The sequence below is a fragment of the Dyadobacter sediminis genome (assembly GCF_005860765.1).
Lineage (GTDB): Bacteria > Bacteroidota > Bacteroidia > Cytophagales > Spirosomataceae > Dyadobacter > Dyadobacter sediminis.
The window spans coordinates 940,086-967,005 of the sequence record NZ_VCEI01000021.1; the positions used below are offsets into that span (position 1 = coordinate 940,086).

At 41.2% G+C, this 26,920-nt stretch carries 18 protein-coding genes; 3 read left to right on the forward strand and 15 right to left on the reverse strand.

The window, feature by feature from the left end; genetic code table 11:
- Positions 1-125 precede the first annotated feature (125 nt).
- The gene (locus FEM55_RS11190) at positions 126-1,829 is read right to left on the reverse strand and encodes a sodium:solute symporter family protein (RefSeq protein ID WP_138281404.1); all 1,704 of its coding nucleotides are present in this window, start codon (positions 1,827-1,829) and stop codon (positions 126-128) included.
- Positions 1,830-2,226: 397 nt separating this feature from the next.
- Between FEM55_RS11190 and FEM55_RS11195 the strand changes: the two genes are divergently transcribed.
- The gene (locus FEM55_RS11195) at positions 2,227-3,984 is read left to right on the forward strand and encodes an alpha-L-rhamnosidase-related protein (RefSeq protein ID WP_229209200.1); all 1,758 of its coding nucleotides are present in this window, start codon (positions 2,227-2,229) and stop codon (positions 3,982-3,984) included.
- Positions 3,985-4,031: 47 nt separating this feature from the next.
- Here FEM55_RS11195 and rfbD read toward each other — a convergent pair whose 3' ends face one another.
- Together rfbD and FEM55_RS11205 are read right to left on the reverse strand one after the other, a co-directional pair.
- Positions 4,032-4,892, reverse strand: coding sequence for a dTDP-4-dehydrorhamnose reductase (rfbD, locus tag FEM55_RS11200; RefSeq protein ID WP_138281405.1), 861 nt, complete (start codon positions 4,890-4,892; stop codon positions 4,032-4,034).
- A 422-nt stretch (positions 4,893-5,314) separates the two neighbouring features.
- Positions 5,315-5,629, reverse strand: a complete 315-nt coding sequence (locus tag FEM55_RS11205; RefSeq protein ID WP_138281406.1) for a hypothetical protein — start codon at positions 5,627-5,629, stop codon at positions 5,315-5,317.
- Between the two features lie 750 nt (positions 5,630-6,379).
- Between FEM55_RS11205 and FEM55_RS11210 the strand changes: the two genes are divergently transcribed.
- Positions 6,380-7,240, forward strand: a complete 861-nt coding sequence (locus FEM55_RS11210) for a LytR/AlgR family response regulator transcription factor (protein ID WP_138281407.1) — start codon at positions 6,380-6,382, stop codon at positions 7,238-7,240.
- Positions 7,241-7,697: 457 nt separating this feature from the next.
- Here FEM55_RS11210 and FEM55_RS11215 read toward each other — a convergent pair whose 3' ends face one another.
- The 6 genes from FEM55_RS11215 to FEM55_RS11240 form a co-directional block, all read right to left on the reverse strand.
- Positions 7,698-9,065: a sugar transferase gene (locus tag FEM55_RS11215; protein ID WP_138281408.1), complete on the reverse strand. Its 1,368-nt coding sequence runs from the start codon at positions 9,063-9,065 to the stop codon at positions 7,698-7,700.
- Positions 9,066-9,348: 283 nt separating this feature from the next.
- Complete coding sequence (locus FEM55_RS11220) at positions 9,349-10,572, reverse strand: polysaccharide pyruvyl transferase family protein (RefSeq protein WP_229209201.1); 1,224 nt, start codon at positions 10,570-10,572, stop codon at positions 9,349-9,351.
- A gap of 697 nt (positions 10,573-11,269) precedes the next feature.
- Positions 11,270-12,064 carry a LytR/AlgR family response regulator transcription factor gene (locus FEM55_RS11225; RefSeq protein WP_138281410.1) on the reverse strand — a complete coding sequence of 265 codons (795 nt, stop codon included), beginning with the start codon at positions 12,062-12,064 and terminating at the stop codon, positions 11,270-11,272.
- A gap of 446 nt (positions 12,065-12,510) precedes the next feature.
- On the reverse strand, positions 12,511-13,101 hold the full coding sequence (locus FEM55_RS11230) for a T9SS type A sorting domain-containing protein (RefSeq protein WP_138281411.1): 591 nt from the start codon (positions 13,099-13,101) through the stop codon (positions 12,511-12,513).
- A 289-nt stretch (positions 13,102-13,390) separates the two neighbouring features.
- The gene (locus FEM55_RS11235; protein WP_138281412.1) at positions 13,391-13,750 is read right to left on the reverse strand and encodes a hypothetical protein; all 360 of its coding nucleotides are present in this window, start codon (positions 13,748-13,750) and stop codon (positions 13,391-13,393) included.
- A 24-nt stretch (positions 13,751-13,774) separates the two neighbouring features.
- Positions 13,775-16,009 (reverse strand): phage head spike fiber domain-containing protein, encoded by a 2,235-nt coding sequence (locus FEM55_RS11240; protein ID WP_138281413.1) that lies wholly within the window; start codon positions 16,007-16,009, stop codon positions 13,775-13,777.
- A 782-nt stretch (positions 16,010-16,791) separates the two neighbouring features.
- Here FEM55_RS11240 and FEM55_RS11245 point away from each other — a divergent pair.
- Entirely contained in the window at positions 16,792-18,141 is a 1,350-nt protein-coding gene (locus FEM55_RS11245) for a DUF5723 family protein (RefSeq protein WP_138281414.1), read from the forward strand.
- Between the two features lie 126 nt (positions 18,142-18,267).
- On the opposite strand, the gene FEM55_RS11250 is transcribed toward FEM55_RS11245, so the two are convergent.
- From FEM55_RS11250 to FEM55_RS11275, 6 genes are all read right to left on the reverse strand, one after another.
- A complete protein-coding gene (locus FEM55_RS11250) occupies positions 18,268-18,873 on the reverse strand; it encodes a T9SS type A sorting domain-containing protein (protein ID WP_138281415.1) in 606 nt (201 codons plus the stop codon).
- Positions 18,874-18,897: 24 nt separating this feature from the next.
- The gene (locus FEM55_RS11255) at positions 18,898-21,147 is read right to left on the reverse strand and encodes a phage head spike fiber domain-containing protein (RefSeq protein ID WP_138281416.1); all 2,250 of its coding nucleotides are present in this window, start codon (positions 21,145-21,147) and stop codon (positions 18,898-18,900) included.
- Between the two features lie 423 nt (positions 21,148-21,570).
- The gene (locus tag FEM55_RS11260) at positions 21,571-22,371 is read right to left on the reverse strand and encodes a polysaccharide lyase family 20 protein (RefSeq protein WP_138281417.1); all 801 of its coding nucleotides are present in this window, start codon (positions 22,369-22,371) and stop codon (positions 21,571-21,573) included.
- Between the two features lie 34 nt (positions 22,372-22,405).
- The gene (locus tag FEM55_RS11265; RefSeq protein WP_138281418.1) at positions 22,406-23,596 is read right to left on the reverse strand and encodes a glycosyltransferase family 4 protein; all 1,191 of its coding nucleotides are present in this window, start codon (positions 23,594-23,596) and stop codon (positions 22,406-22,408) included.
- Positions 23,597-23,628: 32 nt separating this feature from the next.
- On the reverse strand, positions 23,629-24,942 hold the full coding sequence (locus FEM55_RS11270; protein ID WP_138281419.1) for a nucleotide sugar dehydrogenase: 1,314 nt from the start codon (positions 24,940-24,942) through the stop codon (positions 23,629-23,631).
- Complete coding sequence (locus FEM55_RS11275) at positions 24,939-26,897, reverse strand: alginate lyase family protein (protein WP_138281420.1); 1,959 nt, start codon at positions 26,895-26,897, stop codon at positions 24,939-24,941. Before FEM55_RS11275 ends, FEM55_RS11270 begins: the two co-directional genes overlap by 4 nt.
- Between the last annotated feature and the right edge of the window lie 23 nt (positions 26,898-26,920).

Genomic DNA, 26,920 nt, shown 5'->3' on the forward strand with positions numbered 1-26,920 from the left:
TGCAGGAACACTACACTTTCTTTAAAAAGTATAATTATTAAATAGAATTATACTGAATAGCAGAAATGGTGTAATGTTTGAATTTTGCAGGAACCAGCTTCCTTCGTATTCGAATGGTTCAGGATTTACAAAGAAGGTTTCCGGGATGCAGATTGCGGCCAGGCATATTCTATAATCCACGCAAAAATAATAACAAGCAGACACCCGATCAGATTGAGCCACAAGAAAGCGGTCAGATTGAAAATGTAGCTGATGACAACAAAGATTTCTCCGAGAATGCTGCCGTAAAAAACGGCTCTGCTTCCAATGTTCTTAAAGTAAAACGCCACCAGAAAAATGCCCAGAATAACACCGTAAAACAAGGAACCCAATATATTGACGGCCTCGATCATGCTGCCGAGCCTTGATGCGTACTGCGCAATGGCAATACAGAAAATGCCCCAGAAAAACGTTGCCCAGCGGGAAGCCGCCACATAGTCTTTGGAATCATCATCTTTGCGGATCATGCGTTTGTAAATGTCCACAATCGTACAGGAAGCCAGCGAGTTGTAAGCCGCCGCAACCGAGCCCATGGAAGCAAGCAGGATAACGGCAATCAGTAATCCGACCATTCCCGCCGGAAGATAATCGATTACAAACCGGAGAAAAATATAGTTGACGTCATTGGTATCTCCGCCATTGGCTTCCGAAAGCAGGATTTCAGCTTCTTTACGGACTTCTTTAACTTTTGTTTCAAAACCGGCCAGTACAACGCGCGACTCCTGAATGGCATTTTGATCCTCTTTTCTGAGCGCCTCCGTAAGTGCCATGATGTGCGGGTGCTTGTCTTTCTGGATCAGCTCATGCTTCTTTTCCAGTGCTTCGTACTGTGCAGCGTACTGCGTTTTCCTGACTTTGTCAACAGCTGTTTTATTGAAAAACAACGGCGGGTTTGTAAACTGGTAAAAAGCAAAGACCAGGACGCCAACAAGAAGGATCAGAAACTGCATCGGAATTTTAAGAAGTCCGTTCATGGCCAGCCCAAGTTTGCTTTGTCCCTGCGAGCTGCCGGTCAGAAAGCGCCCGACCTGCGACTGATCCGTGCCGAAGTACGATAACTGAAGAAAAAACCCGCCGATCAGACCTGACCATACATTGTAACGGCTGTTGAGATCAAATGTAAAATCAATCAGATTTATTTTTCCCATTTTGCCGGCAACATGCAACGCATCCGTAAAAGAAACATCGCTGGGCAAAAACTTTACAACCATAATACCCGCTACAACCATTCCGATTGTGATAATGGCCATTTGCTGAAGATGCGTATGGGAAACGGCCCTGCTGCCGCCGGCAATGGTATAAAGCATGACGACTCCGCCTGAAATGATATTGGTCCAGGTAATATCCCACCCAAGAATAGCAGATAAAATAAGCGAAGGCGCATAAATGGACAGTCCGGTTGAAAGTCCGCGCTGCAGCAAAAACAGAAAGGAAGTCAGGCCGCGTGTACGCAGGTCGAAACGACTTTCCAGAAATTCATAGGCAGTAAAAATTTTTAACTGGCCGAATTTGGGTACAAACGTAATGCAAAGTACAACCATCGCAAGCGGAAGTCCGAAATAGAACTGCACGAAACGCATTCCGTCGGTATAAGCCTGTCCCGGCGCAGACAGAAAAGTAATGGCACTGGCCTGCGTGGCCATCAGTGATAAAGTTACATGGTACCAGGGTAAAGACTTGCCGGCCAGCAAGAAAGAATCCATGGTATGCGTTTCACGGCTGCGGTATATTCCATAGGATACAACAAATATTAATGTAAGCGAAAGTACTATCCAGTCCAGTGAGCTCATTGAAAGTGATTCATAAATAAGTAGAAGAGGGCAATCAGCAGGAATAGCGTGCCGGTTAGTAAGATATACATCTGTTTCCAGGTTTTAACAAACGGCGGCAGCCCGTCACGGTTCAGCGGGCTATTTTCTTTCATGGCAGGAGCATAATTAATATGATGCTGTAAGTTAACAGCGAATGATACCAAATGTCAAAATTAGAACGGTTTTTAGTTAATTTTAGCATGTCCGGAAAAAAGCATTGCAAAGATGTTAAATCCGGATTGCCGGAATTTAAAAAAAAATGTTTCCTTAAACGGGCAAGGGTTGTTGTCCGGAAAACAGGATACAACAGGTTGGATGAGCAAATTATAATCATTTATTTTCCGGGAATATTTCAATGCAGCTTAACCTTTCTATTGTGAAACAATCCCTTTACTTTATCGGAGTCGTTATTTTAATGTGCAGCGGACTGGCCGAGGCGCAGCAACTTCCTCCAATATTCGATAAGAATACACAGGCTCAGAAAGATTCCCGCGTAAGGCAGTATCTGACACCAAAGCGCATTGTATGGACATCCGACAAAAGCGGCAAAAGTATTGTCAATGCACAAAGTCTTTTACTTCCGGGAAGCGGGCAGGCTGACCTTGTCCATAAAAATTTCTGTACGATGATCAGTAAAGACGGCAACACGCCGGGCATACTCCTCGATTTTGGAGTGGAAATTCAGGGCGGCATTCAACTGGTTACAGATCAGCCGGCTAATCAGAAACCGATCCGGATCCGGATTCGTTTTGGTGAATCAGTCAGCGAGGCCATGTCGGATATTGATACCATTCAAGGTGCAACGAACGATCACGCCATGCGCGATTTTACAACGGAAGTTCCATGGCTCGGAACCATGCAGGTCGGAAATTCGGGATTCAGGTTTGCGAGGGTTGATCTTGTAGATACCGATCGCGAATTGCAGCTCAAAGAAGTACGTGCCATTTTTGAATACCGCGATATTCCGTATCTGGGTTCATTTAAAAGCAATGACGAACGTCTGAATAAAATCTGGAATACCGGAGCTTATACCGTTCATCTGAATATGCAGGAATTTCTGTGGGACGGAATCAAGCGCGACAGGCTGGTTTGGGTAGGAGATATGCATCCGGAAGTCATGACGATCAACAGTGTTTTTGGTAAAAACGAGGTTGTTGCCAAAAGTCTGGATCAGGCCCGGGATATTACGCCTTTGCCCGGATGGATGAATGGAATCAGTGCTTATTCCATGTGGTGGATTTTGATTCACAGGGATTTATATAAAAACCAAGGCAATCTTGAATACCTCAGAAAACAGCAGAAATACCTTGTCGGTCTGCTCGATTTTTTGATGCAAAAAACCAAGGATAACAAAGAGAATCTGGACGGAACGCGTTTTCTGGACTGGCCTTCCAGTGAAAATCCAAAGGGAATTCATGCCGGGCTCCATGCCTTGATGGTTATGACGCTGGAAGCAGGTGCCGAACTCTGCACCATTCTGGATGAGCCTGCGCAGGCAGCCAAATGCAAAGCTACGGCAACCCAACTCAAACTTTACGTGCCGGATGCAAACGGATCCAAACAGGCTGCAGCTTTGCTCGCACTTTCCGGTCTTGTGCCGGCGGAAAAGGCGAACGCGGAGGTCATTTCACAAGGTGAATGCGAGCGCTTTTCCACTTTTTACGGTTATTACATGTTACAGGCAAAAGCCAGGGCCAAAGATTATGACGGCGCACTGAATTGCATTCGTAATTACTGGGGTGCCATGCTGGACATGGGCGCCACGACTTTCTGGGAAGATTTCGATCTTGCATGGACAAAAAACGCTGCTCCCATTGATGAGCTGGTCCCGGAAGGGAAAGACGACATTCACGGTGATTTCGGAGCCTATTGTTACAAAAACCTGCGTCATAGTTTATGTCATGGCTGGGCATCCGGCCCGACGGCATGGCTTACGGAGCATGTGCTTGGCGTCAGTGTAATGGAACCCGGCTGTAAAACCATTCAGGTAAAGCCCAATCTTGCTGATCTAAAATGGGTGGAAGGTACTTATCCGACACCAATGGGCATTGTGAAAATCAGACATGAAAAACAGGCTGACGGAAGTATCAAATCAACAATAGATGCACCGAAAGGCATAAAGGTCTTACGGTAAAACCTTGTGCCTTCCAGATTTTATAAATAATGTTCGCAGTCGTCGGATCAGGCGGTAACTGTCAGTTGCTCCATGCATCTTGCAAGACTGTCGCGCCAGTATAGAATCTGTATGCCAAAAGTGCTCTTGACCTTTGTCTTATCCATTACCGAATAGGGTGGCCGAACAGCTTTGGTGACATACTCGGAGGTTTTTAGCGGATTTAAATGCATTGACATGTTACTGATGTCGAAAACCGCTTTTGCAAAATCAAACCATGATGCAACGCCTTCATTGCTGTAATGATAAATGCCGTACGACTTGCTTTCTGATTCAATGATGTCCAGAATAGCGCCTGCAAGATCAATGGCATAAGTGGGAGAGCCGATCTGATCCGCAATAACGCCCAGTTCACTTCTGTCTTTTCCGAGCCGAAGCATTGTTTTTACAAAGTTGTTTCCGAATTCAGAATACAGCCAGCTCGTACGGACAATAAAATGTTCCGGCAGCGTTTCTGCAAGAACTGCTTCGCCTTCCAGTTTTGTAATCCCGTATATGTTTTCAGGCGAAGTCGGATCGGTTTCTTTCAGCGGATAAGCAATGTTGCCTTTAAAAACAAAATCGGTTGAAATATGAATGAGCGACGCGTGGTGTTGTTTACATGCTTTTGCAAGGAACAGTACGCCATCACGATTTATCCTGCGGCAAAGTTCCTGTTCATCTTCAGCCTTGTCAACCGCAGTGTAGGCGGCACAATTTATAACAAAGGATGGCTTCTCCCGCTCGAAAAGCCTGCTGAGCAATTCTTCATTCAGGATATTGCCGTTTTCCTGCGAGGCGAATACGATATCATGTGTGTTTCTTTCGGCCGAGACCTTTTTTATGCAGCTGCCCAGCTGCCCCGAAGCCCCGAGAACTATGATTTTCATCTGATTTTGTTAATGTATGTTTGCCAAATATAACGATCGGACCGGCTGCAAGAAACTTTATTTAACCAATGGCTAAGCGACGATTTTTCCTTGCTGAACCATTTCCAGTCCGTAATTACCTGCATGCTGCCGATTTATAAAAAGGCAAGCATCTTAACAAATATACATACAATGTAGTATTTATTCTTATAACATGGTAAGAATAAATTTAACTACAAAAGCATTCATCACTCCTGATGTATTGGATTCAAGCTGGTTACCTCAAAAATAATATGATTTCATACAGCTGCAATTAAGAAGCCGGCACAAGTTGTAGAAATCAGGAAAGCAAGAAAGTTGTGGGTTATTCAGGTAAAATCTGTTGCATAAAATTTCAAACGCAACCGAAAATCAGGATTGAAATAATGAAGCGATTCTAAGATTTATTTCAATGCTTTTTTATTGTAAAAGAATACTCCTGCCAGAGCCAAAAGCATTAAAATAACAACAGCATATACCGGAAGTTTATATGTTAAATTAATTGCTTTCAATGTAAAATCAAAAATCGGATTCAGCTTGGAATAAACTTTTGATTCTTTTAAAAAATTATAAATCAGAGTTCCGATTGTGCCACCAATCACACCAATTATAAGCCCGGAGATTAAAGGATATTTGGATGTACTGGATTTTTTCTCCATTATAGCTGTTGGTGTATCAGGATATTTTACGTAATGATTGGTATTATTTGTAGTCATCATAATTATTGTGGTTTTCAGATCTTAAATTATCAATATCTTAAAAAAGAACCCAATAAAATGTTAAATCCTTTTAAATAAATCGTCATTTTAGTAAAAAGGAAACTACTACTACAAATATAGCGCAATTCTGATTATCCAAATAATTCATTCATTAGTAAATATAGTTTTGTCGGATAATTTAAACAGCAAAGCTTGATTAAGGCAGAAATTCTAATATTATTCTAAGCTTCTTACTTGCAAAAAAATCAATTGATTATCGTATAGAAATACATTAAATATTAGTAATCTGTAAATCTGTTTTACTCATTTTTTATCAGCAATTTCTGCAACTTCATATAATTTGTATGAAAGAATTCCCTATTAGTTCATGGGCAAGTTGTTCTTCATACGCTATGCATTTTTCTAAAACTTAATAATTCATTAATAATAACGGATAGAATCTGGAAGGGTTTTTTCAAAAGTATAACTGCTCATTTAAATTGGATATGTATTTGCCAACGTATGTATTGATTTATAAATTTAAATCTGTATAAATTGATTTTCTATCATTTTGAATTTCAAAAGCTTACAATTCAATCGAAAATTGCCCGAAAATAAATAGGGAATTCTAAACGGATTTGAGCATTCAAAAAATAGATTCGTCCATAGATAATCCGGGCAAATTGGGTATAAATCTCAACAGTCCGGATACAACATTTGCACCAGTCGGAAAGTTGAACTAGTAAGAACTTCATTGTTCTGTTTCCTTTCTTGAATAAAATAATATCATTTATAGATAAATCCCCTTCTATTATGACTGAAATACTAATCATTGAAAATGAATCCAAAATTGCACAGGAGTTAAAAGATATGATTGAGCTGACAAACGCTGAATTCAAGGTTTGCGGCATACTTCAATCCGTTTTTGAAGCTAAAATCTGGTTAATTAACAACAAAACTCCTCAGCTTATTTTTTGCAGTATTCAGTTGCCTGACGGATTGGGATTTGAGATTTTTCAGGATTTATCCATTGCAGCTCCGGTAATTTTTTGCACAGATTATAATGAATATGCATTGGAAGCTTTTGAGAACAATGGTATTGATTACCTGTTAAAACCATTGGATCATTTTAAACTCCAAAGGAGTTTAAAGAAGTTTACACAATTGAAAGAGCTGTTTGGTGAAGAGAATGCATTGAATAACAGGAAATTTAACAATGCAGCTTTATACTTGAACAGTTATAAAAGCTCACTTCTTGTTTATTATCAGGACAAGATTATTCCCGTAAGTCTGGACAAGGTTGATTTTATATATTACAATAATTATCAGGTGAATGTGTACATGCAAAATGCACATTATGAAACAAGAGATACCCTTAACAATATTATAACTTCATTAAATCCGAAGGACTTTTTTCGGGCAAACAGGCAATTTATTATTCACCGGAAAGCTGTTGTTAATATTCAGCAATATTTTGGAAGAAAGCTGCTTATCGGAACATCTTCACCAACACCGGAACCTGTTGTTGTAAGCAAAGCAAATTCATCGGAATTTTTAAAATGGGTTGAAGGGCTGAATACTGAAGAAAATGCATATTCTGCGCTTTTTGACAATATGCGTTTAATGAGTTAATGTAAAGCTGCTGATTGTTAATGCTGAATCGGCATTTTGATTTTTGGAAATTGCTGAATTTAATACCATTTGCCTTGACAAGGCAGCTCCTCCGGACCTCATATCCACAATGCATCTCTTTGCCAGAATCAGAAAGCTCCTCCGGAGCCAACATCTGCAATGTATTCTTGTTGCTAAAAACAGAATGCTCCTTTCAAGCAAGTACAATTATTCACTTCAAAATACTTTGATTGGAAATGGGATAAATGTAAAACTAGTGTACCTATATTCCTTTCCGTTATTCTTGTTTAACAAAGTTTGCAACACCAATATTTGATTCTTCAATTGACTTTATTCTTCAGCCAGGTAAAACATGGAATGTACTAAAAAAGAAAAACCTGACGAGATTATTAGATCTGACAGGTTTTCTTATATGTGACAAACGTTGAGTAACGCAGGGAAATTATTTTAATCAATCTTATTGGCCTCTTCCCAAAACCATAACCTGAACTGTACGGAATATCAAAAGAACGTCATCAAATACGCTGTAGGTTTTAAGATACTGAAGATCGTATTTCAAACGCTCCACATTTTTCGCAACAGTATCTGCATACCCTACATTGATTTGTCCGATGGATGTGATTCCAGGCTTAACCGTTAACAGACGCTGGAAATCATGCGGTGCTGCTTCCATCAGCATATCAACATCGTATTTGTATAACGGGCGAGGACCTACTACGGACATTTCACCTTTCAGTACATTGATGAACTGAGGTAATTCATCCAGACGAGATTTTCTTAAAATCCTGCCAATGGAAGTAATTCTTGGATCGTTATCACCTTGCGAATGCTGAAGACCCATTTTGTCGGCGTCTACATGCATACTTCTGAATTTGTAAATGTCAAACATTTCACCCCAGCGTCCGCAACGTCTTTGTTTAAAGAAAACTGGCCCCGGAGATGTAATTTTGATTGCTGCCCATACGGCGAAGAAAACCGGAGCACCGAGAATCATTACAATAATGGAGAACACAAGGTCAAATGTACGTTTCAGCGTTTGTTCGTTGAAACTTGAAAATGGTTTGGTATTAACCTGAATGATAGGATACATGTCATGGTACTCAATGGTCGCCATGTTGGTCATGAATCCGCGGAAATCCGGAACAAGCCTGATCTGCGTTCTTTGACGTTCGCCCATTCTGATTACTTCCTGAACCTGTTCATCGTTCATTTCCGAAAGGCAGCAATAAATGTAATCAAGCTTCTTTTCTTTCACCATCAGTTCCAGAGATGCCACGCTGTTTTCTCTTCCGTCCAGTTCCATGATTCCGTAAAACCTGTAACCAAGTTCCTTGCGATTGCTGTAAAATTCACGGATCAAAGAAGCAAGATCGCCTTTTCCTACAATCGCATAACGGTTGTAATTGTAACCCGCCTGACGATACAACTTAAGGAATAAAATGGCTGCCGCTCTCGATGCCGTGGATGTTGCAATGAACAAACCGTATGTCATCAGAAACTGGTACCTGGAATATTCCTCACCTTGTTTGGTCAGATAAAGGAAAGCCATCATAACGGCGCAATGTACCGTAACCGCTTTCAGGAACTGACCAAGCTGTGTGTTGAAATGGTAGGAAAGCCGGGTAAAAATGTACGTTTTAAAAATATGGATCGTGAAAATCCAGACAAGGTTTGCGACAAGTAAAAGATTGATGTACTGATCCGTTATCAGTCCGGTGAAATTGTCGAACTTAAAAAGATAAGCAACAAAAAAACTGAAGTTCAATATTAAGACATCTGTCCACAAATGTACCTTCGGGAGTATGCCGGAGTAGTGATTTTTCATAGTAAAATACGCTGAGTATATATTATAACAAGTTTAAGTCTTTTCTTTTATTAATCAAAATCTTCAATCGAGTAAACCATCATAATTCTTGGATAATCAATAACATATGTTTCTTAATTATTAATAAAATTATTTTCTTCTTCTTTTTATACAAATTCAGATCTAAACTGCTTCAAACTTGTAAATGTAACTTTTACAATATTCTAAAATTTTAAACCAAAGAATTCAATTAATTTAACGCTCACTATTTGCATGCCAGTTGTCGAACCTGCTTTCATTCACATTATGAAAAAAAGTTTTCTTTTTCCGTTGTCTGCAAATCTTTCACCATGGTTTTAAAAGCATCATTATATTGTACTTCTACACGGCTCAGCGTTTGTTTTACAGTTTGCTCGGCACTTTCATAATGATCGTAAACTTTCATTAACTGATCCGAAATCTGTTGTCCGTTGCTTTCCATGATCTCGAAAGTCCAGTCTTTCAATCCCAGGTCATAATACATCTGTCCTTTGATGGTATCTTCCGGCTGACGCAGGTAAAAAGCAGGTGTATTATTTGCTATGGCAATAATCGGCGAATGACATTCCAGGCTGAGAACAGTATGTGCTTCCCTGTAGAGCGAAGCAGCTTCATCCGGCAGCCAGTAGCCATGTTTTACAATAAAAGGCTTTACATCTTCCGGCAAAGGATTTACAAGCAGCTCATCTATGATATCTACCTGATACGTCATCTCCGGGCACACGACTATTTTGTTTCCGGTTTTACGTACCCATGTGATCATTGCTTCACGCACTTTTGAATGATCTTCTTCTTTGTATTTATCATTCAGCGCAATCGTCTCCTGAATTTTTTCCTGAGACCATCCTGCGTTTTTCGGCCTCATTTTATAATAGGGTGTAAGCCGCAGGCGCGGAATGACACAAATGAATTTGCGGGCTTCCAGTTTATTGTCTTTGATAAAACTGGCCGCCTTGTTATCATCATGAATCTCAAGGGCAAAAGTGGCATCCGGAGCAAATCGGATGAATTCTCCTGAAATCCCGTTTTCATTCAAAACCTTTATGGAAGCTGTTTCCCGGGTAAAAATAAAAGATGCTTTTTGCAGCAAGGATTTCAGATCCGGCTTGATTTCCTGGATCGTTACCCCAAAAATTCCGAATGGTTTGTCGGTGTGTGCAGCCCAAGCCTGTAGGTAATTGGCTGCAACAACATACGGTCCTGAACCGTGAATAAAGAAATCTGCTTCCTGAAATGCTTCGCGAACCGACTCGCTTTGCGGTATAAGTTTATCGTTGACTTCGCCGTGAATTACTTTTACATCCGGATAATGCTTGCCGAGCATGGCTTCAACCATTTCACTCCGGTTTCTTTTCCAGAGGATAATATTCACATGTGGAAGCCTTTTGCGAATAAGACCAATCAATCCCGGTGTATGGGCAATATCTCCGATATTTACATCCTGCCACCCGGAAACCAGCAATAAGGTCGGGTTTGTCTTTTTTGTCATCTTCACGATTGAAGTGGACAGTAAGGCACCCGTTAAAATACCAGCATGCTGGAGAAAATTTCTGCGATCCATATTCTGTTTCTTTTAGAACAGTGTCATTCTTGTGGTTTACGTCAATTTTACCATGTCGGAAAATTAGTGATAAAGATTGACTCGACCGGTTATCATATTGTTAATTCGGCCAGTTCAATCCAAATCCGACATGTCCTTTATTAATGGTGCAGATTCTGTTTTCATCGAGAGTATTACTATCCATGAACAACTTGAATCTTGCACATCGCCTGAAATGCATCAGAAAGATGCTTAGGCTTTTTTCTGTTAGTTAAATTAAAAAGTAAAGTTTTGTCTAACTGTTTTCTGTATACGTTACGAACTAGTTCTAATATGTTTTTTTAATCAAATTGATTGTCAGGTATTCAGCAATCGGGTGTTCACAAGTATTGTAATCCCTTTTTTGTATTTAAGCATGCCTGAGTATATCAACATATTCATGATTTACAAGCAAATTGCGTTAGAATTATTTTATTGTAAACTATAACTAATTTAACATGAAAGAATTGGATAAATTCGATGATGTTAAAGCAGTCAAAGTTAGCGCAAAATTGGATTCTTACTAAATCAAATTTGCATAAATGCAAAAGTAAAACAAATGGTATTATTATAAGCCGGACAAATTGAGCCTTGAAACGGACAATGTTTAATGCATAACGCTATATTCCGGTACTTTGTTCAATCCTTCCACCCATTTGAGAAACTCCGATGCATTGGCTTTGCTGATTATAACTGGTTCAGGAGTAGGAAATGAGGTGCCTACAAGCAATTTTCTGCCAAAATACTGCTGTATGCTCGTTACCGATTTCCGATGAATAATAAACTGTCTGTTCGCCCTGAAAAAATCGTGCGGGTTCAGAGAATTTATTATACTATTCAATGTATCCCGGGTTTCGTACTGTGCATTTTGTGTGTGTACATTTACTTGGTAATTATTGTAATAAATGAAGTCAAGCTTATCCAGACTGATCGGAATGATTTTGTCCTGATAATAAACAAGCAATGAACTTTTGTACTTGCTGACATTGGAAACAGCATGGTTAAAGTCCTGCGCTTGAGATACAGTCTGCTGGCCGAATAGTTGTCTGAACTGTGTGAATTTTCTAAAACTTTTCTGCAATCTGTCGCTGCTGAATGGCTTGACCAGATAATCAATTGCATTGTTTTCAAAAGCTTTAAACGCATGTTCCTGCGTATTGGAACAAAAAATGACAGGTGCGGCCACAGGAAGGCTGCCGAATAAATCAAATCCCGATCCGTCAGGTAATTGAATGTCACAAAAGATCAGTTGCGGTGATTTGTTGTTCATAATCCAGTTGCGGGCATCCTTGACCGAATTTACAACTCCGCAGATATTATAGTCAGGATTGGCCTGCTCTATCATCCGCTTCAATGCATTGGCATCTTGCAGCTTACTTTCAATAATTAATACGTTCGTCATAACAAGGAGGGTATTCTGCCAATAAAACCTGATTCTGCAATGTGACCCGTATGCTTTTTAGCATGCTGAAAGCATTACATGGTCAGGTTTTATTAGAATTATTTAGGATCGTTGAGTAATTATAACTGGTAAAATTTTTTTTGTCAATCGCTCGTCTGATTGACAATACAAAGAAAGTTAATGCAGGCGGAATGTCTAAAATAATGGGGTACAACGGCTTTATTCTGGGGTATCAGGTACTTTCAGGCACAGCTGCGTAAAACGGAGACAAAATGCAGTTTGAAATTGATGTTGTGCCCTGTACAATTAATATGTATTTGCAACACTTTCAAATAGCCAAATCTAAATAGCGGGCAATAAAAAAAGCCATAAAGTACTTCTTCCCTGCAAAGAAGTACTTTATGGCCTTGACATGTAGCAACCCTGCCCGTTGCTAAATTGGTATTTTAGTTTGTATGCAACACTTTCAATGTCTGAGAAAAGTCCTCGCAGCTTACTTTTACAAGCAGGATGCCGGTCGATAGCTGCGGCACATCCAGCGTGTACGATTCGGTTGCCTGGTTTTTGGCAACCTGTTTCTTCACCAGCGAACGTCCCTGCAAATCGTAGATCTCGATCGTCGGATTGCTGTTCATCGGGCCTGTGATCTGCGTCATCACCTTTCCTGCACGTACCGGATTGCCCAGGATCACGGCTTCCCACTTGGCCTCCACTTCGCTTTCATTGACCTGAACGGCTGGCAGAAGAAACGATCTGGATGTTTGCTGCTCGATGAAAACCGTCAGGTTTGTAACGCCGTCCTCGGCCGTGTAGCGGATCACACAAGGTTCCGCAGGGATCTGCAGTTTGCCGGTTTCGTTGCTGATTTCGACAATCTGTTTTTTGCCGTCTACAACGAAGGCGTACTTGCCGTCAGCCACGGGCATCTGGATGGTCAGAGGCTTTGTTTTGGTAAATAAAGGTGCACTGAAAGAGGAGGATAAAGAAGTAACGATCAGTAAAACAATGAAGAGGAGGTTTTTACGTGCAGTGTTCATGTCAGTATTATTAGCAGGTGTTGTTTGATTTGATGATTCAAAATTAGGCACAAGCCCGACCTGAAAACATGACCTATATCATACTGAAAACTAATTTTTACTATGCTGTCGAAATTATTCGTTAATTATGATTTTGTATAGAATTCAGTGTAAAAATAACCTTTTCAACCTACTGCAATTTGGTCTGTCGTATTCAAAATAGGACATATAAAAAAAACCTGTAAAAGCTTGACCAGCTTTTACAGGCATGATGCGGAATGGAATGTAAATCTTTTTACCCTATTTTAAATTACAACTTGCCTTTCATTTCTGAGTAAGTTTCAGAAAATCCGGGCACCAGAAACAGCTGTTGCGTATCCTGATCAACATTAACAATCAGATTTGTTTCTCCGTCGGAAGCAAGGTATTTGATCTCGCATGAATATGCCGGTGTAAAAAGCTGGCCTTTTTCATCAACGATATCCACGATTTGCTTTTTGCCATCTACATAAAAAATGTATGTGCCCTGTCCGGAAGCCATTTGTACAGATAATGGCTTTGTATAGGAATCCAGGTCTGCTTCACCTGAATCCGGAAGTTTGAATCCTGCCAGAACGGTAGTAAGGCTTAAGGAAGCAAACTGAAGGAAATTTCTGCGTTTGATATCCATGGCTGTGCAGTTTTGATTGATGTGTTATACAATTAACAATGGATTGGTTATACGGGATTCCAGCGATGAAGTATACTGGACTTCCATATTGGCATATTCAATAACTATTTTTCTGGGCATTGGTGACCGGTAAATGCCGAATTTCCAGTATGGTCCGGTTGCATCCGGATATCCGATCCCGATATTGGCAATGTTAAGCAGTTCCTTTCCATCTTTCCACCATTGCAGCTGGCCATTGGTAGGAGAGAAGCGAATACGCATGACATTTTTATGCCAGATGCCACGTGTGAACTGTGCCGTTCCTCTCAATATGGATTTCGGACTTTTTTTATGCGGGTTTTCGGTTGTTGCGCAAGTGTATACATTGGCAGTATCCAAACCATCAAGCCGGATACCAAGTACCGGTGGCGAGCTGATGTCTCCCGCATCTTCGCTCGCATGGAACTGGCCTATGTAACAGAAGTCGGACGCTGCCAGAACCAGCGGTTCTCCGGGTTCTATTTTAATGGCGAATGAAAGCCACACATCTCTGTCATAGGGCATTTGGTAATTTTTTAGATAAAACTCTGAGCGCTCTCTGTACTGATTGGTATAATCACCCGTCCAGACTTCTCCTGCATTTACTTCAACGCGGTACACCGGTGAGGATTTGTTCACAGCTTTCTGAAGCGACCATTGCTTGTTGGGTGTCTGGGTATTGTACAGTTTATCAAACATCGTAAGCATGGATCCGCTTACCCCGACAGAAGCATATTGTTCAGGAAACAACGTGTGTGCGGTTTCTTCATGGAATTCATTTATTTCACTGGATTCATAGAAGTGGATAACCTGAATCTCGTTTTCGGACGGTACTACTTCATAACTGGCAGTAACCTGTTTTATCCAGTCACCGCCGTTTTTTCTTTGTATAAAAATATCAAATAAATCGCCTGAACTTGGTTTGGAAAGAGTAACTACGTCTGCTTTGCGGGTAACAGGCGTTGCGCCTGTCCGGATATAGCTAGTTGCTTCATCGCTGTTTTCAAGCTGTACGCCCCATACCAGAATCCCGCTCGAACCATCTCCGGCATACGATTGTTTGCCGTTGCTTATTTCAGGACCGATTACCGTTGAAGTGGTGGATGAGGAAGCAATGAAAGTGGCGGAACATCTGAACCAGCCTTGTCCTACGTTCTCTATTACTGAGTTTATAAAAACACTGCTTTTGTTGCCAATGATTCCGTTAACAAGATCGAAGTGGATGGTAAGCCCGTTCACATTGAAATAAGCCCATTTACGTTCTGCCGCTTTGAAATAGACGCTTAAAGTATAGGTTCTTCCGGCTGCGGTAACTAAAGTTGGATTCGGGACAATGTAGTGCGAACTGGTGGAAGTAGTTTCTCTTATCTTGTAGCCATTCGTTTCACCATCCGGTGATTTGGTGGTTGTTATTGCAATGGTTGCAGATTGTTTACGCCAGGCTGCAACTTCCATCTGTTGAGAATAGGGCACCAGGTTTGTTCCGGCAGGTTCGATCAAAGCACCAACAAGTTTCGGACCAGACTCGGCAAGGCTGTAATTGAACCTGAGACCCATATAAGGAGCATCCAATGTAGGCGTATAAGCAGTCATGTCTCTTCCAGGCTCCATTTGGGCACCCCATGCATAAATGTATTTATCAGGACTCCCCGCATAGCCTACTGTATTGTTGTCATTCATCAGGTAAATATGAAAACCTGAAACAACACCGAGGTCGGGCATAGCCGTTATCTGAAGCCTCCACCAGCCGTTTCCGCTATCGACTGCCTTGTAATTAACCAAGTTGGAGCTTTTTGTTATAAAAACACCGGTTGCAAGGTTGAATTTGATCGTCGGATTGCCGCCTGTGTAAGTGGTGGCATTTGAAAAACTGAGCTGTACCCGGCTTCGGGTTCCTGCCTTAAGATAAACACTTACTGTGACAGGCTGGCCTTGCGGGACATTCAGGTTTCGTGAAATCCGGTGTTCTCCGGTTGCAGTAGTTTCTGCAATCTTGTTTGCCGTAGCAGTTCCATCAACTGCCATGACATCGCTGGTAACAGAAGGCGTCACCCGTACATTAATCCAGGGCGTTCTATTGCAATTCTGACTTTGTGCCAACCAGTTTATGCCGGATTGGGCAAAGTGCAAGTAACCGTCAGAGCCATAATAGGAAGCTTCACTTTCTCTTTGAAATGAAATGTTGCTATTGAGTTTGGATGGCTCTTCTCTAAAATCGAAAATTTGAATAGGTGTTGACATTTTCAATACATTTAGGGAATAACTTTAAATAAATTCGAATAGGTATCGAAAAGAGCTTAGAGTAAATGACTTATGTAAATCTCTATAAATTGTTTGTAGTACAAATTTGATAAATATTATACGTATTTATTTGGTATTAATTATTAATTAAAGCTATGTAACAAAATTTAATATTCAAAATAAATTTTACAAACTAGTATTACAAAAGGGCATTTAAATAAAGTCAGTATGGATTGATCTGATACGTTTTGTTCAAATAGTTTTTAACAAAAGAACTTGAATGCTTGCTCAGAACTAAGCCGTCCAAGCTGGAATTACTAAATAGCAGAATGAAGTATGTAAATGGATTAGAAAAGTAAATGGAAAGAAGTGCAAGAATTGAGATTGTAGTATTTATTTTATAATAACGTGTTTTTGTTTGTAGCTTTCCTCACAAGGAGTTTGTAAGTCTAACCGCATTTTAATATCAGTGAGGAAGTATTCGGTTACTTTTGCATTGGAGTAAAGGCAAGGCTTTGGAAAATGCACACAATCCTGTATGAAGCAGTTTGCAATTTGTCAAGTGCACAGCTTTCCATAAAATTGAACTTTCTCCGTATTACGGAAACATTAACTCTTTTGCGGACAACGACTATTCTTTGAAACGGCAATGTTAGGGACCGGATTTTTCAGTAACTTACAGATATGCTGTACATTGCCTGATGCAAGAAGAAAGTAGCGCCGTAATGAACCAGGCATCCGGACCTATGTTGGAAATCTTTATCAAACATCTTTAATCTTTCATGAAAAGATTGTATCTCTTTTTCTTCATGCTTGCAAGCAGCAGTTCATTTGCTCAGTTCAGCACGACAGAATTTAACCAGTATGAATTAACCAATACGTTCTATAATCCTGCTGTCCTGCAAGTTCCTGAATCGCATAAATGGTCTGCTCATTATGCGTCCCTGTATTTCAGGTCTTCTGCCAATACAGCCAAATTCTCCTTGTTCACGGTATTTCATAATGATCTTTTACGCGGAAGCATTTTAGGAATAAAAAAACCGTCATCGGGCTATGCTGAAATCGGATTACTCGGGCCTTCGTTTGCAATCCGTCTCGATGAGAAAACGAGTATTGCAGTTACAACCCGTTCGCGCGTGATAGCTAACTATTCAGACGTAATTGGCCGGCTGATTTCGGAAATCGGCGAGACGGCGAAGAAGGTTTATACGTATCCAAGCCATATCGTGGCAGAGAAGGATATGCGCATGAATACCGCAGTATTCAATGACTTAGGCATATCGGTTTCCAGAACGTTATGGTCGGGCGAGCATGCGAGAATCCGGGGAGGGGCTACTTTACGATACATTAACGGTGTCGCAAACAGTTCAATGCTTTCATCGGATCTGGTAGGAACCATTAAGAAAAACAAAACAAAAGGAAGTTATCTGACGGATGCAACCGGTAAAGTATCTGCGCAGACATCCGGAAATTTCCTTGCAGAATTCGGCCTTCTGGGTTTTTTGAAACCACGGAAAGCAAGTCTCGGCGCAGACTTCGGTCTGGTTTACGAATATTACAAAGATTTGAAACAAGCGCCGAAACTGACCATTATGGCTTCTGTAACGGATGTCGGGAAAGTTCATTATATGCCTGATCCGAAGTATAGCAAATCTTATGATATAGGCATTCCGTCAAACATGAGGCTTTACTTCAACAACAGCATCAAGTTTTCATCATTCAGCCATACAACCAGAATTTACGATAAATACAGCAAGTTTTTCAAGCAGACTGATACTTTCAAAAAGCAGTATTCATACAGGCTGCCCATGATGATCCGCTTCAAAATGCATTATAACATCAATGATGCTTACAGTGTGCTTGTTGATGCCGGAATGGACACCAGGAAAAAAGACTTTGCGTATAACCTGCATAGTCCGGCTTATGCGGGCATAGTTCCCACATGGAGAAACCACAAGTTCAGAGTATCCGTACCGATTTCCTATCAGGAATATGCGGGTATCAATATCGGGGCAGGCGTGAAGTATAAAAGATTTTATTTCGGCAGCAGCAGCCTGATTTCCGCATTGTTCCGATCAAAACAGATTGATGCACAAATTGGTATGTCAATCGTTTCAGGAAATTTTAAATAAGTACGCTTAGTACAATTGCTTACCCATTTTCTGAGTGTGGCGGATTGTTGTAAAATACTTCAGATCTGACAAAAGTATTTTACAACAATCGGGTTTGTTCGTTCCGCCGTATTCATGCAGCATATTTCAGTTTACATGCAGGACTTTCATAGTCCTTGTGAATTCGTCGCTACTTACTTTTACCAGTAACATGCCTTTTGCAAAACGCTGCACATCAAGCGTAAATGCTTCTACCGACTTGGTTTTGTTAACTGTTTCTTTGATCAGGGAACGACCCTGAAGATCAAGAACTTCAATAACGGCATTGGTGTTGACAGGGCCGGAGATCTGTGTGGATAATTTTCCTTCACGGATCGGATTGCCCAGTATGACTGCATTCCATTCGGAATCATTTTCAACTTCTGTTAACGGTACTCCGGGCAGCAGGTGAGATTTGGCGGTATCCTGATCAATGTAAACGGACAACTTGGTTACGCCATCGGCTGCAATATATTTGATAATACACGAATGTGTAGGAATTCTCAGGATGCCTTTTTCATTTGTTATCTGAAGCAGTTGTTTTTGCCCGTCAACAAAGAACACATATTTGCCATCCCGGGAAGGCATGATGATATCCAGCGTTTTGGTATCCGGAGGAGTTGGTTTTTCCGGAAGTGCTACTTTAAATCCTGATGCTACAGTTGCCAGACCTAAGGAAACGACCTGAATAAAGTTCCTGCGTTTAAGTATCATGTTTGTTTAATTAAGCAAAGATTTTTACGATATTATAAGTGGATTATTGATGCGGGATAATAGTGAATTTACAGAATCAACTTCCATATTAGCATATTCAACAGCAATTGTATTTGACATTGGTGACCGGTAAATACCAAATTTCCAGTATGGTCCCACTTCGTCCGGATAGCCGATTCCGATACCGGAGAGATTAACTAATTCCTGTCCGTCTTTCCACCATTGCAACTGTCCGTTGGTAGGAGAAAAACGGATACGCATGACGTTTTTATGCCATACTCCGCGTTCAAACTGGGTTGTCCCTCTCAATATTGATTTCGGACTTTTGTAATGCGGGTTATCCGTGGTCGAACAAGTGAATACCTTGATTGTATCCAGTCCTTCCAGCCTTATTCCAAGCAACGGCGGGGAACTGATATCGCGGTCATCTTCGCTGGCATGAAACTGTCCAAGATAGCAGAAGTCTGCCGATTCAAGGTTTAATGCAGTGCCTGGTGCTATTCTGATGGCGAATGAAAGCCATATGTCACGGTTAAATGGAAGGTTTGCGTTCTTAAGGTAAAGTTCCGAGCGTTCGCGATCCTGATTGTTGGCATCACCCGACCAAACGTCATTGGAATTGACCTGTGCGCGAAATATCGGAGCGGTTTTGTTCACTGCCTTCTGCATGGACCACGACTTGCTGGGCGACTGGGTATAATACACTTCATTAAACAACGGAACAGTTGTGCCGCTAATGCCTATGGATTCGTATACCTGCGGGAACATGGCCTGAACACTTTCTTCCTTTTCACGTATTGTTACACCGGAATTGTATAAGTTGATCAGAAGTATTTCGTTGATTGAGGTTTCAACCTGATAACTGCCGCTTTTACCATTTATCCAGCTGCCGCCTTGTGACCGCTGGATAAATACATCGTATTGATTGGAATCCGGTGAACTCAGCGTTACAATGTCTGCATCTCTGGTCATAGCGCTTCCGTTGGTACGAATATAACTGGTTGGAACTATACTTTTTTCAAATTGTACGCCCCATACTAAAATTCCGCTGTTACCGTCGCCGCCATATGACTGCTGGCCATTGTACTTTTCCGCACCGATGTAAATGGAAGTGGAAGAAGAGGAGGCGATGAATGTGGCGCTGCAGCGGAACCATCCGTTTCCGGCATTTTCAATCATCCAGGAAATGAAAAGGCTATTCTTGTTTCCGAGCGTTCCGTTATTCAGGTCAAAATGAATGGATGATCCGTTTACGTTAAAATAGCCCCAGTCACGTTCCGCTTCGTGCAGAAAGGCGCTTAATGTGTAGGTACCGCCGGAAGAAGTAGTGAGGTTTGAAACGGGTGCAATGTTATGGGTGGCACTGGAAGTGTTTTCCTTTATTTTATACGCGCTGCTAACGCCGTCCGGTGATTTCGTGCCGGATGTAACGACTGTTGAATTTCTCTTGTTCCAGGCGCTTGTGTCAAATTTCTGGGAGTAGGGAATCAGATTGGTGGATTCGGGTTCGATAAGTGCGCCGGCAAGTGTAGGCGTGGAACCGGAAAGATTGTAATTGTACCGCAAACTACTGCCATACAAAGGAGCTACCGTAGTAGGTATATATGTTGACATATTAGTTCCGGCCTCCATCTGCGCGCCCCATGCATAAATGTATTTATCACTACCTCCACTGTAATTGATCCCATTGGAATCGTTTACTATATACAGATGAAATCCGGAAGCAGTTCCAAGGTCCGGCATTCCGGTCAGTTTGATTCTCCACCATCCGTTTCCGCTGTTGACAGCTTGGGAACTCACAACATTGGAACTTATGGAAGTGAAAGTGCCTGTTGCCAGATTAAACTTCACGGTAGGATTTCCGCCTGTGTACGATGAACCGTTTGAAAAGCTGAACTGTATCCTGCTTCGGGTGCCTGCTTTGACGTAAATGCTCAGCGTTACGGCTTCACCTTTTGTTACAGAAAGGTTCCTGGACATTCTGTGTTCGCCGGTGACCTGATTTTCAGTGATTTTATTAGCACTGAATGTGCCGTCCGGTGCTGCAATGCTGCTCGGTGTGCTTACCGAAACGCCGACACTGATCCAAGGTTTGACAGTCAGGTTCTGGCTTTGCATAAGCCAGTTTTGGCCAAGTTGTGAAAAGTGCAGAAGGCCGTCCGCTCCGTAATAGGATGCTTCGCCTTTGCGTGAAAATAGGATGTTGCTGTTTGTAAATGTAGATTCCTGCCTAAAATCAAAGATACTTAGTGGTGCCAACTCGTTCAAAAGCATTGTAGGTTAGGTATAGTTTAAATCAGATATAATAAGCTACAAGTGAAAAATAAACCGATTATATTATACTATAAACAAGTAGAATCTATTGTATAATACAAGATGGACTACATAGACAATTCAGAAAATAATGCCCATATGGCATATTTAATGACCATCCACATGATTAACATTCAAAAGTTAAATTAAGAGGTTCTGCTTTTAAGACTTTCAATTATCCTGCGGCAGAGACGTTGATCAATTACAAAAAGTAATTTTTAGAGAAAGGAAAGTTAAGCAAAAACAGGCATATAAGCCATGATTATAGCTTGAAATTTAGATGAAAATTGTACTTTTTTTCTTTTTGATAAATATTATAGGACAATTTGAATAATAAATTGTCCTATAATATTTTCACATATGTTAGAAAGAAGTGTAGAACTTCTAGTCTTTCATTGAATCAAAACTTGCATGTTCATTTCCAACTTTCACATCCGAAAAATAAATGACTCGGTTGGTTACGATCGAGTTGTTCCTGTAAAATTTCCAGGGGGTTTTATAAATACCGATTTTGAAAAACGGACCTGTTTTGTCGTTGTAGTAATTGGGCCCTTTGTAATCGACAACCATTTTATCGTTTTCCCAGACTTCCAGAACGCCGTCCTCCTGATAAGAGAACCGGATATGGAAAAGCCAGTCTGTCCAGACCCCTTTTTTAATGTCACTTAATTCGATGGTCTTCTTCAAACTAATTGTCTTGTCCGTATTGACCGGATCACTGGCGGAATTAATGCATATTCTCCATTTTTCCTTGTCAGTCTGAAGGGAAATTGGCGCAGAACGCCACTTTTCTCCCAATGAAAAATCAGGAACTTCATGCCACTGCGCCAATACTTCAAATGTTGAATCGATTTCGTAATCCTTGGGAAGAAAAATACTGAATTTATACCAGCGTTCAATGTCCGCCGTTTTTTCCTTGGCCATTCGGAGTTCGGACCGATAGCCGTTATTGACTTTCTGGTCGTTGCGGTCCACTTCAAACCGGATGGCATTTCTTCCAGCGACCTGATCAGCACCGGTCAGCAGCTTTATGGAGTGCGGGCAGCAGCTTTCGGCCTTTTCCCAGTTTTTCTTATAATCCTTGTTTTGGAAAAAGTCCCGAAGAATAACATCATTTCGTTGGGCAATAACTTTTCCTGACAAAACACAACCTGTAACAAGCAAGATACTGACCAATTTCTTCATTACAACTCCGGTTCAGCTGCACAAGCTTTATAGATTAAAGCAGCAGTCTTTTATAAAAATCAATTAAAACTTTACTCTCAAATTCCCAGGAAAGCTCTCTTACAACCCTGCTGTAACCAAATGCAGACATCTTTTTGCGTTCTTCAGGATTGTCCAGAAGCCACATTACTTTCTCAGCAAAGTCTGTTGTATTCGTATTATCCGCATATAAGGAAGCCTGCTGTGCAGAAAAACGTCCTTCTTTCAGATCATATTGTACAATCGGTTTCTGAAGAGCCATATATTCCATAATTTTATTCATTGTGGAAAGCTGGTTCATGGTTGTTGGCCGGTCCGGATTCACACAAACATCCGCAGTATTGAGGATATCGACAAGAAGTTCATCCGAAACCCTTCCGTAGAAATCTACATAATCACCTAATCCCATTTCCAGGGACAGTGCCTTAAGACTTTCCACGCTGGTTCCGCCGCCTACGATTGCAAGCTGTACATCTTTTCTTCTTTCGACGATGTATTTGAATGATTCCAGCAAAAGGTCAATACCTTCCTGATCACCGATCACGCCAAGATAACCGATCAGATAAGTACGTCCTTTTTTATAAACCGGATTGCCGGCTGTAATTTTAAGACGGTCCAGTTTCGGGCCGCTTCGTACTACGGTAACTTTTGCAGGATTCATGCCTCCGCGCTGAATGGCGATGTTCCGGTACGATTCGTTGGTTGCAATGCTCGCATCCGCCGTTTTGAAAGTCAGTTTCTCAAAAAAGACCATCAGTTTGTAAAACCAGTCCTTCTTGTTGAATTTGGCCTCGTACAATTCCGGGTTAATGTCATGATGATCAAATACGTATTTGACACCCAGCAGCTTAAACGGCAATGCGATAAGGAAAATCAGGTCGGGCGGATTGCAGCCCTGAATGACATGAAAGCGTTTTTTACTATAGATACGGATCGCTAATACCAGTTCCCAGAAAAGCGCAGCCCCGTATTCCATCAGATAACCCAATGCGCCGCTCGCTTCAAGCGGAAGCGGATGACGGTATATTTCAATACCGTCAATCACTTCTCTGCTCTGAGTATATCCTTTCATTTTAGGGCAAATAATGGATATTTTTGCGCCTTGCTCTTTTAATGTATTTGCTTCCTGCCACACACGCCGGTCAAACGGAACGGGAAGGTTTTCAACTACAATTAAAATATGCTTACCTAAAAGGTCATTGTTCATCACTTATATTCTTTGGGTGCGATTATTCGATCTTACCAGTTAATTCCGTGGTAAGTATTTTCTGCTTTAACTTCGTTGTGAGCCGGCAGACGAACCAGATCCACAATGGTTTTTCCTTTTATTGCAGAAAGCTTCTGGATGAACTCCTTTTCTTTATTGCAGACAACAAGTACATCGCTTTTCTCAATTACGTAATCCAGGTTATCGACAAGCAGTTTGGAAAGGTGCGGAATGCGGCTTTCGATATAATCCTTGTTTTTTCCGGTCAGTTTGGCAATCTGGATATTGGAGTCGTAAATCGAAATATCAAATCCTTTTCCGATCAGGGTTTCCACCAGTTCAACCGAAGGGCTGTTTCTCAAATCATCTGTTCCCGCTTTAAAGCTCAGACCAAGAATCGCAATTCTTTTTCCAAAAAACTTGCTCAGCAAGCTGACGGCACGCTGGATTTGAATAACATTGGTTTGGTCTATACTTTCGATCAAAGGCACTTTTACGTACAAATCATGCGCAAGCGTCTGCAGACCTTTCAAATCTTTTGGCAAGCAAGAGCCGCCGTACGCAAATCCAGGCTTGAAATAATACGGAGAAATGTTCAGCTGCTTGTCCTTGCAGAAAATCTCCATTACTTTATGCGAGTCAATGCCCAGCGCACTTGAAATGTTTCCAACTTCATTGGCGAACGAAATTTTAAGCGCATGAAAAGTATTGTTGACATACTTCATGATTTCCGCAGTCTTTGTATCCGTTACAATCACTTCTGCAGGAAGCTGCTCGTAAAGGCTTGAAATCAGCGAAGTCGCTTTTTCGCTCTCTCCGCCGATCAAAGTCAATGGCGGATTGTAATAATCTTCTACCGCAGTCCCTTCTCTCAAAAATTCCGGATTGTCGACAACGGCAAAATCCACATTGCTTTTCTTGCCGGAAGCATCTTCAATAATATGCGCGAATTTTTCGCAGGTTCCGGGTAACACAGTAGAACGAAGCGCAACCACGTGAAATGCTTCTTTTTCTTTCAGCACTTCACCGATATTGCGTGCTACATTGAAAATGTAATCCAGGTTCAAATGTCCTTTTGCGCTGGAAGGCGTTCCTACCGCAACAATGGAAACTTCAGTCTGAAAAATAGCGGCTTTGAAATCCGTGGTGGCGCTTATTCTTCCTGCTTTATGTTGTTCTGCGATGATTTCATCAATATCTTTTTCGACGATTGTAGCCTGTCCGTTGTTGATCTGATCAACTTTGTCCTGACTTACATCTACACCGATTACTGTGTGGCCATTTTTTGAAAGACATCCAAGGCTTACGCAGCCAACATACCCCAAACCGAATATACTAATGTTCATAACGTTGATAAAATTTTAATTTTAGTTTCGAGAGAAATAGATTTACTTAATTTAATACTTCCTAATACTAGCGAGGAAGGCACTTTTACCATAAAAGTAGGAGAGTACCATCCCAGCGGATTTTCTTCTTTTGCTTTACAGATTTCGTAATTCAGCTGCGAAGATAATTCAATGTGAATTCTTAATTCCGTATCGCCGGGCCTTGACAAAATAAAATTTACCGGGTCAATCTGTTGGATCTGCACCGAAGGGTGTACATGGAAAGGCATTCTGAGCTGCGTTTCCTTCGTTCCTTCCAATGTGATTTCATCAGAAATCCTGAATTCAGATTGCTTTTTGTCGAATTCAAACGTTCTTCTGTGCAGCACACCGCTTTTCAGATACCCGTTGTGGCTCGCAACCACTTTTTGCGTATTGCCTTCTTTCTGAACAGATTCCACACTGCTTTCGAAATGCTGAAGCCACATGGTCGGGCCTGCCAGTTTCGCCTGATCTTCGTCACCAACGGCAATCGTATTGTGCGCAAGTGTGCTGACAAAGTACTTTCTTACTTCCGGATGCGTGTGATACGTAAATGTGCCGGGATCAACGAGAAACGGAAATCCGTCCAGATTGATAAAATACGAAAGTGAATCCGCATGGCCGTGCGCTGCAATGGACAGAAATCCAAGTGCTGCCGCATCAAGGTGCGCATATATTTCTTTACCTGTGTTTGTGGCGCCCTTGAAATAAAAATGTCCTTCTTCTGAATAGAATTTGCTTTCAAGCGGTATGGCCGAAGGCGTGATATTGTTCCAGTATGCTTTGCCGTTCCGGTGCGCAGTCAGCAATTCCGATTTAATGTCCCATTCCGAATCCGGTCTCTTCCATTCAGGTTTTTGAAAAAGTACAGCCGCAGTATTCAGAATCGAGATGAAATTGTTGCTGTGCGTATCAAAATCCGGAAGGATTACACGGCCATCGTCTTCATCGCCATATTTCGGAAAGTTGCCTTTTGCATCCAGAAAATGATAAATGTACTCACAGATTTTGCTCAGCATATTTCCGTACGAAGCCGAAAACTTGATTCCATGCTGTTCGCCGACGACATAGCTGATCAGAAAGAAATCTGTAATAAACTGGATGTATTCCGCAGCTTCTTCTTTGTTAATACCATTTGCAGAATGCTGAACCAGAATTTCCTTTTCCAGCCCTTTTACCGCAAATTCCAGCCATTTGTCCGATTCTTCAAATTTCCAGAGACAATTGGCAATGAACAATCCGGCATATTCCGAGATCAAATGATTGTTTGCAGAGGAGTAATAAGATGGATTGTTATGCGCATAAAAGCAATGCTGATAAATCAGCGGCAGCCATATTTCGTTCGTAAATTTCTTGTAATCCGCGCCTGATGTCCATTTTTTATCATCTGCCAGCAGCAGCCAGCACCAATACCAATTGATCAGCCGGATGTTAACTTCAATGTTACTGTACCAGTTTACACCTTTCAGATACGGATTCTGCGCATTCCAGTCGGTCATGATCCGGACAAACTGATCCAGAAATGATTTATCGCCGGTTTGTCTGTATTTGATCAGGATCGGTAAAAGAAACTGCAGCCGGTTAACTTCCCAAACTACTTTTGCGCTTCCGAATGCATCTGAACGGATATTGATATCTTTTGAAAAAGACATCGGGAAATCCTTTCCGGATGAAATATCATGATGAAAATTGATCGGTTTGTCCAGATCAATTTCCAGGCCGAAAAAATGGAATTTACCCGTTTCCGGCAGTTCAAACGCACTGAAATCAAAAGTCTTGAAGGAAGACAGATCCGCCGTACGGATCAAAGTGGATTTAGGAACAGTTAGCCTCTTCTTTTCAATTTTTTTCTTTACAAACTGACTGGTTCTGAACTGGATTTCACCAGCACTCATCGTTTTCAGACGATTGATCAACCATTTTACATCAGCCATATTTATGGTAATTCTTTTGAAAT